This is a genomic window from Tropicimonas sp. (assembly GCF_047971885.1).
Lineage (GTDB): Bacteria > Pseudomonadota > Alphaproteobacteria > Rhodobacterales > Rhodobacteraceae > Tropicimonas.
The window spans coordinates 1-9,322 of sequence record NZ_JBKEAE010000158.1; the positions used below are offsets into that span (position 1 = coordinate 1).

Annotated in this window: 11 protein-coding genes; 6 read left to right on the forward strand and 5 right to left on the reverse strand. The window is 63.8% G+C overall.

Features of this window, described 5'->3' with window-relative positions:
- A partial coding sequence (gene otnK / locus ACK5IR_RS13415; protein ID WP_416929679.1) for a 3-oxo-tetronate kinase occupies window positions 1-925 on the reverse strand: 925 nt, incomplete at its 3' end.
- Between the two features lie 487 nt (window positions 926-1,412).
- Between otnK and ACK5IR_RS13420 the strand changes: the two genes are divergently transcribed.
- The 6 genes from ACK5IR_RS13420 to ACK5IR_RS13445 all read left to right on the forward strand — a co-directional run bounded on the left by ACK5IR_RS13420 (window position 1,413) and on the right by ACK5IR_RS13445 (window position 7,594).
- Window positions 1,413-2,417 (forward strand): LacI family DNA-binding transcriptional regulator, encoded by a 1,005-nt coding sequence (locus ACK5IR_RS13420; protein ID WP_416929680.1) that lies wholly within the window; start codon window positions 1,413-1,415, stop codon window positions 2,415-2,417.
- A gap of 185 nt (window positions 2,418-2,602) precedes the next feature.
- Window positions 2,603-3,541 (forward strand): substrate-binding domain-containing protein, encoded by a 939-nt coding sequence (locus ACK5IR_RS13425; RefSeq protein ID WP_416929681.1) that lies wholly within the window; start codon window positions 2,603-2,605, stop codon window positions 3,539-3,541.
- 116 nt (window positions 3,542-3,657) lie between these two features.
- A complete protein-coding gene (gene iolE, locus ACK5IR_RS13430) occupies window positions 3,658-4,584 on the forward strand; it encodes a myo-inosose-2 dehydratase (RefSeq protein ID WP_416929682.1) in 927 nt (308 codons plus the stop codon).
- Window positions 4,585-4,606: 22 nt separating this feature from the next.
- Window positions 4,607-5,782 carry a Gfo/Idh/MocA family protein gene (locus tag ACK5IR_RS13435; RefSeq protein ID WP_416929683.1) on the forward strand — a complete coding sequence of 392 codons (1,176 nt, stop codon included), beginning with the start codon at window positions 4,607-4,609 and terminating at the stop codon, window positions 5,780-5,782.
- 2 nt (window positions 5,783-5,784) lie between these two features.
- Entirely contained in the window at window positions 5,785-6,807 is a 1,023-nt protein-coding gene (iolG, locus tag ACK5IR_RS13440; RefSeq protein WP_416929684.1) for an inositol 2-dehydrogenase, read from the forward strand.
- Window positions 6,800-7,594 carry an SDR family oxidoreductase gene (locus ACK5IR_RS13445; RefSeq protein ID WP_416929685.1) on the forward strand — a complete coding sequence of 265 codons (795 nt, stop codon included), beginning with the start codon at window positions 6,800-6,802 and terminating at the stop codon, window positions 7,592-7,594. The genes iolG and ACK5IR_RS13445 overlap by 8 nt, the downstream gene beginning before the upstream one ends.
- Here ACK5IR_RS13445 and ACK5IR_RS13450 read toward each other — a convergent pair.
- The 4 genes from ACK5IR_RS13450 to ACK5IR_RS13465 form a co-directional block, all read right to left on the reverse strand.
- A complete protein-coding gene (locus ACK5IR_RS13450; protein WP_416929686.1) occupies window positions 7,582-7,863 on the reverse strand; it encodes a hypothetical protein in 282 nt (93 codons plus the stop codon). The two genes, ACK5IR_RS13445 and ACK5IR_RS13450, sit on opposite strands and share 13 nt — an antisense overlap.
- Complete coding sequence (locus tag ACK5IR_RS13455) at window positions 7,860-8,087, reverse strand: hypothetical protein (RefSeq protein WP_416929687.1); 228 nt, start codon at window positions 8,085-8,087, stop codon at window positions 7,860-7,862. The genes ACK5IR_RS13450 and ACK5IR_RS13455 overlap by 4 nt, the downstream gene beginning before the upstream one ends.
- Window positions 8,088-8,214: 127 nt before the next feature.
- Window positions 8,215-8,436 carry a hypothetical protein gene (locus ACK5IR_RS13460; protein WP_416929688.1) on the reverse strand — a complete coding sequence of 74 codons (222 nt, stop codon included), beginning with the start codon at window positions 8,434-8,436 and terminating at the stop codon, window positions 8,215-8,217.
- 311 nt (window positions 8,437-8,747) lie between these two features.
- On the reverse strand, window positions 8,748-9,263 hold the full coding sequence (locus ACK5IR_RS13465; RefSeq protein WP_416929689.1) for a hypothetical protein: 516 nt from the start codon (window positions 9,261-9,263) through the stop codon (window positions 8,748-8,750).
- Between the last annotated feature and the right edge of the window lie 59 nt (window positions 9,264-9,322).

A 9,322-nucleotide genomic window follows, 5' to 3' on the forward strand; every position in this document is an offset into this window, starting at 1 on the left:
CCGGATCATCGGCCCCGGCGGGCTGTGCCAGCACCCAATCGGCCAGCTCAGCGCCATAGCCCGCGGCATCGGCCACGCAGCGTTCGGGATCGACGGCCAGCGCCGGGGCGAGCCCGCGATAAAACGCCACCTGCCGGTTGGTCATCTGCGAGCAGGAGCCCGCCAGCACCACGCCGCGCCCGTCGCGCGGCCGGCCGGCCTCAGCCGCACTGGCCGGCGCGGCGCCCTGCCGGGCGCGGGCAATCCCCGCCGCCAGCCCCGAGCCGCCGGTGACCAGCGCCATGTCCGACACCGCCTGACCGAGCACATCGATCTGCGCATCGGTGATCGCATCGAGCACCATGTAGCGCAGCCCCTTGATGCGCGCATCCTCAAGCGCGGCCCGCACCGCGTCCGGCCCTGCCTCGACGGTGGCGAGCGGTACGAGGCCGCATTTGCCGCGCGCCTGGCCCTCCATCAGGCGCATGAGGTTGCTGTCGCGCATCGGCGTGATCGGGTGATCGCGCATACCCGATTCCTCCAGCAATACGCCGTCGACAAAGAGATAGCCGTTGTAAACCGTGCGCCCGTTCACCGGCAGAGACGGGCAGATCACCGTCAGATCCGCCCCGAGCGCCTCCATCAGCGCATCCGCCACCGGGCCGATATTTCCGGCGGAGTTTGAATCGAAGGTCGAGCAGTATTTCTGAAAGATCTGCCCGCAACCCTGCGCCCGCAACCAGCCCAGCGCGGCCAGACTGTCCGCCACCGCCTCCCCCGCAGGGTTGGAGCGTGACTTGAGCGAGATCACCACCGCATCGCCCGGCACATCCACCCCCACCCCGGGCACGCCGATCATCTGCGTGGTGGCAAGTCCGCCCGCGACGAGGAAGCCCGCAATATCAGTGGCCCCGGTGAAATCGTCAGCAATAACGCCGATCTTCATGTTCGTTCCTCCATTTCCGGCCAGGCATCCCCGGGGCACACCGTTTTCGCAAGGTGACCACTCGGCCCGCAGTGAACCGCATCGCAGGTGACAGGCGCATTTCCCAAAAATGATCATCTTATTCAGGGTAGATCAACATGATTTCACAAAATATAACGAATATATATTCAATATTCACATCTACTGATCGGAATCGAACCACCAGCTGCCAGGTGTGCAAACAGAATCGGGCCGATACGATCCGGGATTATCAGATAGTTCCCGGCGATTCCGGGAGTCCCTTCCGGCGCTTTTTCAGGGAGGCTCCGACGAGGGCGGCAACCGGCACATGTCGGCGGCCGGACAAACGGGCCTCGGGTGCTGGTTGCGAAACAGCATCCTGACGCTTGCGCAATCTGCGAGAATCGCGCCCGATGGTTGCGGATTCGCTTTCCGGATGGCATCCCCATCCGGGTTTCGCGCCGGAGTTCCTGTGGTCTCATCTGCCATGCCAAAACCGACTTTTGCCGACATAGCCAGAAAAGCAGGGGTCGGAACCGCGACGGTGGAGCGTGTTCTCAATGGCAGGGGCGGGGTGCGCCCCGAGACTGCCGAAAGGGTGATCGCAGCGGTTCGCGTGCTCAACTATCCCCGTCCGTTGCCTGACGTACATCGGGGAATCCTGCGCATCGACATCCTGCTGGGGCGGCCCGGAAACACGTTCTTTCGGCGTCTTTCCGGTTCTTTCGAGCGAATCTCCGCGACGCTCGATCCTGCGGTGAGGGTTCACCGCACCTTCCTCGACGAACAGGATCCCGGTGCGATCGTCCGGCGGATCCTGTCCCCCGGGATCCGGCGCGCCGGGCTGATCCTCGCCGTGCCCGATCATCCGGAGATCCAGCTCGCCGTCGAACAGACCGTCAGCACCGGCATCCCGGTGGTGCATGTGGTCACCCGCGCGGCACAGGCGATAGGGGATCTGATCAGCATCGACAATTACGCCGCCGGACGCACCGCGGCTCTCTTCCTGTCGCGCATGCAGCCCCGGAACGGGAGCGTGGTCGTGCTCGGACATCCGGTCTATCAGGTGCAACGGGCCCGGCTGCGGGGATTTTCCGATTTCCTCGATCGGTATCCGCGCACCGGATTGTCCTTCCGATGGGTCGGCTTTGCCCGTGACGAGCCCGCACGCAGCGCCGATCTGATCGCCGATGCGCTGAAAACCTGGCCCGATCTTGTTGGGTTATACAACGTTGGCGCGGGGAATGCGGCGATTGGCGACGAAATCCGGCGCAGCGGACGGGCGGGCGAGATATTCTTCGTCGGCCACGAACTCACCGATTCCAGCACCAGGGCGCTGCGCGATGGTATCATGTCGGTGGTACTCGATCAGGCGCCCGAAGCGCAGGCGCGACGGGCCATTGACCTGATGATGAGCAAGATCGGGATGCTCGACGAGGCGGTGGACACCACGCCGATCCGTTTCGTGACCGTGACGGCCGAGAGTCTCTGATCAGATTTGATCAAGCGAATCGTCGCCTGCCTGCGGTGCCGCGCGTAGTGTCTGGTCAGTGGCGTGTCAGTTCGCTCGAATATCGGTCGGGGATTTCGGATCCCGCAGGAAAGACCTCATCGATCTGGCTGTGCCCCGGCATATGAGATCGGGTGACGCCGGCACCCGCCAGAGGAGGACCCAACATGAGAACCGTTCTGTTCTCGGGCAGCGTCATCGCGCTGCTCGCCGGAGGGCTGCATGCCGAAACCGTTGGCGTTTCGATGCAGAGCTTCAACGACAACTTCCAGACCCTGCTGCGGCACGGCATCATCGACAGGGCCGAAGAACTCGGCCTCGAGATCCAGGTCGAGGATTCCGACCGCGATGTCGGCAAACAGCTCAATCAGGTGAGCAACTTTCTGGCTTCCGGGGTTGACGGGATCATCGTGACGCTCGCCGATACCTCGGCCGCGCCCGGGATCACGCAGGCGGCCGAGACGGCGGGAACGCCGCTGGTCTATGTCAACATGACGCCGGTCAACGTCGACAATCTGCCTGACGACGAGGTTTATGTCGGCTCCGACGAACTCGAAGCCGGGCGGCTGGGCGCCGAAGAGGCCTGCCGGATCCTGCGTGAACAGGGCAGGACCGAGGCCGGCGCCTATATCCTGATGGGGGATCTCGCGCATGACGGCGCCACCAAGCGGACACAGGCGGTGCGCGACGTACTGGGTACGGATGAATGCAGTTTCATCACTATCGTCGATGCGCAATCGGCGCTCTGGCTGCGGACAACCGCGCTCGACGTGATGACCAACTGGCTGACGACCGGGGCATCCTTTGATGTCGTCTTCGCCAACAACGACGAGATGGCGATCGGTGCGATTCAGGCGATGCGATCGGCAGGCATCGACAAGGACGAGGTGATCGTCGTCGGGGTGGATGCGACGCAGGACGGTCTGGCGGCCATGGCGGCGGGCGAACTCGACGTTACCGCATTCCAGAACGTCCATGGTCAGGCGACGGGCGCGGTCGATGCGCTGGTGGCGCTGACCAAGGGAGAGGATATCGCCCGGATCACCCACATCCCCTTCGAACTGGTGATACCGGAAAACATGGATGCCTATTCGGGCAAGAACTGAGAACCGTGCCGGGGCGGGCGGGAACATTCCCGGAATGGCCCGCCCGGTGACCATACGGTGGCGCGTTGCCCGGGGGGGCCACCGCGATACCGTTCCTATATCCGCAGGAGAACGAGATGTCTGAAGCCAATGCGCTTTCGGGCGCGAAGGGAAAAATACGCCTCGGTGTGAGCCCGCTTTCGTGGGTCAACGAGGTGCTGGAGGATCTGGGGCGTGACACCACGGCCGAGACCGTTCTGACCGAAGCCCGCGCCGCCGGCTTCGAGGGGGTCGAGATGAGCCGTGCCTTTCCGTCCGACCCGGACGCGCTGGCGGTGTTGCTGGCGGCGCACGGGCTGAGTTTCGTCTCGGGCTGGTACAACGGCTTTCTGGCCGAACGCGGCGTCGACAAAGAACTGAGCGAAGTGCGCTCCCATGCCAGGCTCCTCAGGGATTGCGGCGCCAGGATCATGGTTTACGGCGAATGCGGCCACATGGCCGGGAACGCACTCGACATACCGCTGGCCGACCGTCTTGTGCTCGCCCCCGGCGACTTCGCGGCCCATGGCGAAAGGCTGACCCGGTTCGCCGAGGCCCTGCGGGCGGAATACGGGCTGACCCTCGTCTACCACCACCATCTGATGATGGTGGCGGAGAAGCTCGACGAGGTACGCGCGGTGATGGACAACACCGGCGAAGCGGTCGGTCTGCTGCTCGACACCGGCCATGCCCTGGCCGGCGGCTTCGATTATTCGGTGCTGATCGAGGAATATGCCGCCCGCATCGGACACATCCACCTCAAGGACGTGCGTAGCGATGTGATGGCGCGGGTCCGGTCCGAGGCGATCAGCTTCAACGACGGGGTTCGTGCCGGCATGTTCACCATTCCGGGAGACGGGTCGGTCGATTTCGCGCCGCTTGCGCGGTTCCTTGCCACCGGGGCCTATTCCGGCTGGCTGGTGGTGGAAGCCGAACAGGACCCGGCGAAAGCCCCGCCTGCGGAAACCGTCGCGCGCGCCCATCGTTATGTGAGCGAACATATTTTGCACCCCGTCCACGCCTGAGGCATTTGCCGGAGAAACCGACATGACAGGAAAGACACTCAATATCGGGCTGATCGGCTCGGGCTTCATGGGCCAGGCCCATGCCGATGCCTGGCGCCGGGCGGGCATGCTCTATCGCGGCCTGCCGCTGGTGCCGGTGCTGCACACGCTGGCCGATGCGACGCAGGATCTGGCCGAGGCCAACGCGGCGCGGTTCGGATTTGCCCATGCCACGGGCGATTGGCGCGCGATGGTAACGGACCCGGAAATCGACGTGGTCGATATCACCACCCCGAACGCCATGCATTTCGAGATGGCAATGGCCGCGATCGAGGCCGGAAAGCACGTCTATTGCGAAAAACCGCTGACGGTGAAGCTTGAGGACGCGCGGAAGATGACCGAGGCCGCAGAGGCCCGTGGCGTCAAGACCTTCGTTGCCTTCAACAACATCAAGACGCCGGCGGCGCTTCTGGCCAGACAACTGATCGAACGGGGCGACATCGGCACACCCACCCGCTTTCGCGGCTGGTTCGATCAGGGCTTCTTCAACGACCCGGAGATGCCGTGGAGCTGGCGCTGCTCGCGGACGGAGGCGGGCACCGGCTCGCTCGGCGATCTCGGCTCCCATGTGATCAGCGTGGCGCAATTCCTGATGGGCGGGGTCGAAAGCGTCTTCGGGCAGGCGCAGACCTTCGTCGCCACGCGCCCCGCACCGGGTGGCGGCTCGGGCTACGCGGCCAGCGCCGACCGGAGCGCGCAGCGGCTCGCGGTGGAGAACGAGGACCAGTTTCAGGCGCTGGTGCGCTTCACCAGCGGCGCCGGCGGCACGATTGAATCGTCCCGCATCGCCGCTGGAAAGATCTTCGGCATCTGCTGGGAGGTTTCCGGCACGGAAGGCACCATCGTCATGGACGGGGAGCGGTTCAACGAGTTGAAGATCGCCCGCTATTCGGATCCCAAGCCGGATCGGGGCTTCAAGACCATCTATGCCGGAAGCCAGGTCGAGCAATTCGGCGGCTTCTTCGGGTTTGACTTCGCGGGTGGGGGGCTGGGCTATTTCGACGTCAAGGTGATCGAGGTCTATGACCTGATCCGTGGCATCGCCGGAGAGGCAGAGTGCTTCCCGGATTTCCGCTTCGGCTACGAGACCGAACGGGTGATCGACGCCATGGACCGCTCGGCAACCGAAGACCGCCGTGTCTTCATCGGGGAGGAATGACGATGACCGGCATTGCAATCATGGGCGCGGGCCGCATGGCAAAGGTCCACGCCGCCTCCATCGCCGAGGCGGGCGCGCGAGTGGCCGCGATCTTCGATCCGGTGGAAGCGGCCTCGCGGGCACTGGCCGAGGCGACCGGCGGCAAGGTGGCCGCGAGCCCCACCGACGCGATGAATGACACAGAGGTTGAGGCGATCATGATCGCCACCTCGTCGGACACCCATGTGGAGCTGCTTTACGAGGCGGTGAAGACCGGCAAGCCGGTGCTGTGCGAAAAGCCGCTGGCATCGAGCTATGCGGCGAGCAGGGATTTCATTGCCACCGTGGGCGAGGCTGCGGCGCGCAAGGTGTTCCTCGGTTTCAACCGCCGTTTCGACCGCGGCCATGCATCCGTGCGCGAGGGGGTTTATGCGGGCCGCATCGGGCGGCTGGAGCAACTGACCATCACCAGCCGCGATCCCTTCCCGCCGCCGCTCGAATATATACCGCGTTCGGGTGGCCTCTTCCGGGACATGATGATCCACGATTTCGACATGGCGCGCTCGATCGTGGGCCAGGACATGGTCAGCGTCACCGCGCACGGCTCTTCCATCGTCGATCCCGAAATCGGCAGGCTGGGCGATGTGGACACCGCCAGCGTGACCATGCTCGCCGAGGACGGCGCCATCGTCACCATCCTCAACTCCCGCCGCTGCGCCTTCGGGTTCGACCAGCGGATCGAAGCCTTCGGCGCCACGGGGATGCTGATGTCGGACAACCCGCGCCAGTCGGGCTTCCGCAGCTTCAGCAAGGAGGCGCCTGGCACCGACGCGCCGATCCTCGAGTTTTTCATGGAGCGCTACGGGCCGAGCTACACCGCCGAGATTCGCCTGTTCCTCGATTGCGCGCGCATTGGCCTGGACATGCCGGTCAATGCGCTCGACGGGTTGATGGCCGCGTACCTTGCCGAAGCCGCGACCGCCTCTCTCAAGACGGGCAAAACCATCCATCTGACCGGTCCTGACCAGGAGTTCGAAAATGTCTGACATGATGACCCGCCACGCCGAAACTGCTGCGGTGATCACTGGCGGCGGCCAGGGCGTAGGCCTCGCCATCGCCCGCCAGATGGTTACCGAGGGCTGCCGGCGCGTCGCGCTTGCCGGGCGCGATGGCGCGAAGCTCGAAAGCGCTGCGGCGGAACTGCGCGCCGAGGGCTGCACCGTCCTGCCCATTGCCATGGACCTGACCGACCCGGACGCCTGCCTTGGACTGATCGAAACGGCGGTGCGCGAGTTCGGCACGATCAACGCGCTCGCCAATGCCGCCGCCCTCGGCGCCCGCGACAGCATCACCGACTGCACGGTGGAGCAGTGGAACGCAATGTTCTTCACCAATGTTCGCGCGCCCTTCTTCCTGATGCAGGGCTTCGTGCGGCATCGCCTGAGCGACGGCGGCGGAGGCGCCATCGTCAACATCGGCTCCAACTGCGCCCATTGCGGCCAGTCGTACCTCGCGTCCTACTCGGCCTCGAAGGGGGCACTGGTCACGCTCACCCGTAACGTCGCCAACGCGCAGAAGTTTAACCGCATCCGCTGCAACGCCATCCTGCCCGGCTGGATGGACACACCCGGCGAGAACATCACCCAGCGCAGGTACCACGGCGCGACAGACGGCTGGCTGGAGCGGGCGGAGGCGGCGCAGCCGATGAAACAACTGGCAAAACCTCGCCAGCTTGCCTTCCTTGCCAGCTACATGCTGAGCCGCGATGCCGGCGTCATGACCGGTGCCATCGTCGACTACGATCAGCAGATCCCGGGCTCCTATCCCGAGTAGGGCTCGGAACATCGCGCCGCCCGGTATAGCCAGCCAACGCCTTCTGCCGTTCCTGGTTGCTTCTCGAAAACCCGCCCGAGGTTCTTGTAGCCCAGGCTATCGACGGTGATGTTGCCGCACGCGCAAGACGCCATGCCCTTGGTCGCCCCTTTTGGCGCTTTGGCGGCATAATGCCAGCTTTCCGCAATGGTGCCGCAGAGCGTGCATTTCACGCGGAATGGCTTGGTTTTGCCGTGATGCGTCGAGCGGCGCTCAGGGTTGCAGGTCATTTGCGCATCAAATCGGGGTATTCTTTCGGGTCAAAAGGGTGCTTGCCGTCCTTGTCGGCGCGCCATGGGTCGCCAAACTGTTTTTCATAAGGCGCGTCATCTGCGGTCAGGTCGATCTGGTTCAGGGCGCGGCGTGCCCGGCGGTGTTCGCTGGTTTTGAAGGACTTGTCGCTTGGGGCTTTTGTCACGCCAATGATCGGGATTTTGCGGTGAGAACGGGACATATGGATTACCTCGCGTTCGCCCTTGGCTCAGCATCCTGCCAGTGCCTGTTGGGCGGCAGGCTGCGGGCACGGGCGAAGGCTTCGCGGGCGTTGACAGGGGCGTAGTCCCAGAGATCGACGCCGACATTCACCGCATTGGACGTGCCGCGCCAGTTGCCGTGGACATGCCCGAAGAAATGCAGCGCGCCTTTACGAAATCCTCGGCTGCCTTGTTATATGCATCGCATTTCTTCACAAGGCCGATCAATTCCTGAAAGCGGGTCTCTTCAGCGTCGGATCGGTCGCGCTTTGCCAATGCGAAAAGTTCCTGACGCTGCTCCCTGCACGCCGGTGTGTCATACCAAGCCATAGGGGCCTCCTCATTCCTTACGGTGCCAAAGCACTTCTGAGACATCGAATTTATGTGCCCTGAACAGGAAGAAGCCTCAGATCAAAACGACAGGGGACCCCCACCACCAGACACCCTTGCCGTCTATGAACCTCAGCCCGAGACCGATGATCAGAGCGAATGCGCCGATCTTTTATATTTTCAGGCGCTTGGCCCATTCGGGTGTCGTGTCCTTGGTTGCCTGACAACTGGGGCAAACATCTGCCCGCGCGTCCATCTCTGTGTAGCAGAATGGGCAGGTTTGGGTTTCTGTTGCGGCGTCGGTCATAGCGTCACAGGTCCATGTCGGCGGGCGCAACCGGCGCGTCGGTGGTCAAGGCTTCGAGAATCTGACGGTCCACCTCAGCCACATGCTGGCGGATCAGGTCGAAGTCGGTTAGCGAAAAGCTGATGGTCGAGAGTTTCGCGCCGCCGTTGAAGCCAACTGTGAAAAGTGCCGTGCAACCGGGCATGATCGGCGTTTCGCGGTGCTGGCGGAGACGGTACTCGGCATCGGCACTGAAGCCGGTCGTGCGGGGCCGGTACTGGATTGTCTTGCGCGATCCAAACTGGCTGACGGTGGTAATCTCATGCAGCGGCTGGCCGTCGAGATCGGGTACGGGCATGGCCGGGTGATCGATCTTCGGACCAAGCATATCGAAGCTGACCTGAACCGGTTCACGGGACACGCACGGAACAACCACCTGAAAGTATGGCGGGGCTTTGGGAAGTGGCTCGCTGAGACATACAAGATCGCTGATCCGACCGCAGACGCCAAGAAAGCACCCGTCGCGCAGCCAGATGGCCATCCCCCGTGGTCAGAAGACGAGATCGAGGCTTTCCGTGCACACTGGCCGATCGACACGCC

What these genes read in the sequence shown, in the direction of transcription:
- ACK5IR_RS13445 (WP_416929685.1), top strand. Translation starts at nt 6,800, where the DNA reads ATGTCTGACATGATGACCCGCCACGCCGAAACTGCTGCGGTGATCACT.
- ACK5IR_RS13420 (WP_416929680.1), top strand. Translation starts at nt 1,413, where the DNA reads ATGCCAAAACCGACTTTTGCCGACATAGCCAGAAAAGCAGGGGTCGGA.
- iolG (WP_416929684.1), top strand. Translation starts at nt 5,785, where the DNA reads ATGACCGGCATTGCAATCATGGGCGCGGGCCGCATGGCAAAGGTCCAC.
- ACK5IR_RS13455 (WP_416929687.1), bottom strand. Translation starts at nt 8,087, where the DNA reads ATGTCCCGTTCTCACCGCAAAATCCCGATCATTGGCGTGACAAAAGCC.
- ACK5IR_RS13450 (WP_416929686.1), bottom strand. Translation starts at nt 7,863, where the DNA reads ATGACCTGCAACCCTGAGCGCCGCTCGACGCATCACGGCAAAACCAAG.
- iolE (WP_416929682.1), top strand. Translation starts at nt 3,658, where the DNA reads ATGTCTGAAGCCAATGCGCTTTCGGGCGCGAAGGGAAAAATACGCCTC.
- ACK5IR_RS13460 (WP_416929688.1), bottom strand. Translation starts at nt 8,436, where the DNA reads ATGGCTTGGTATGACACACCGGCGTGCAGGGAGCAGCGTCAGGAACTT.
- ACK5IR_RS13465 (WP_416929689.1), bottom strand. Translation starts at nt 9,263, where the DNA reads ATGGCCATCTGGCTGCGCGACGGGTGCTTTCTTGGCGTCTGCGGTCGG.
- ACK5IR_RS13435 (WP_416929683.1), top strand. Translation starts at nt 4,607, where the DNA reads ATGACAGGAAAGACACTCAATATCGGGCTGATCGGCTCGGGCTTCATG.
- ACK5IR_RS13425 (WP_416929681.1), top strand. Translation starts at nt 2,603, where the DNA reads ATGAGAACCGTTCTGTTCTCGGGCAGCGTCATCGCGCTGCTCGCCGGA.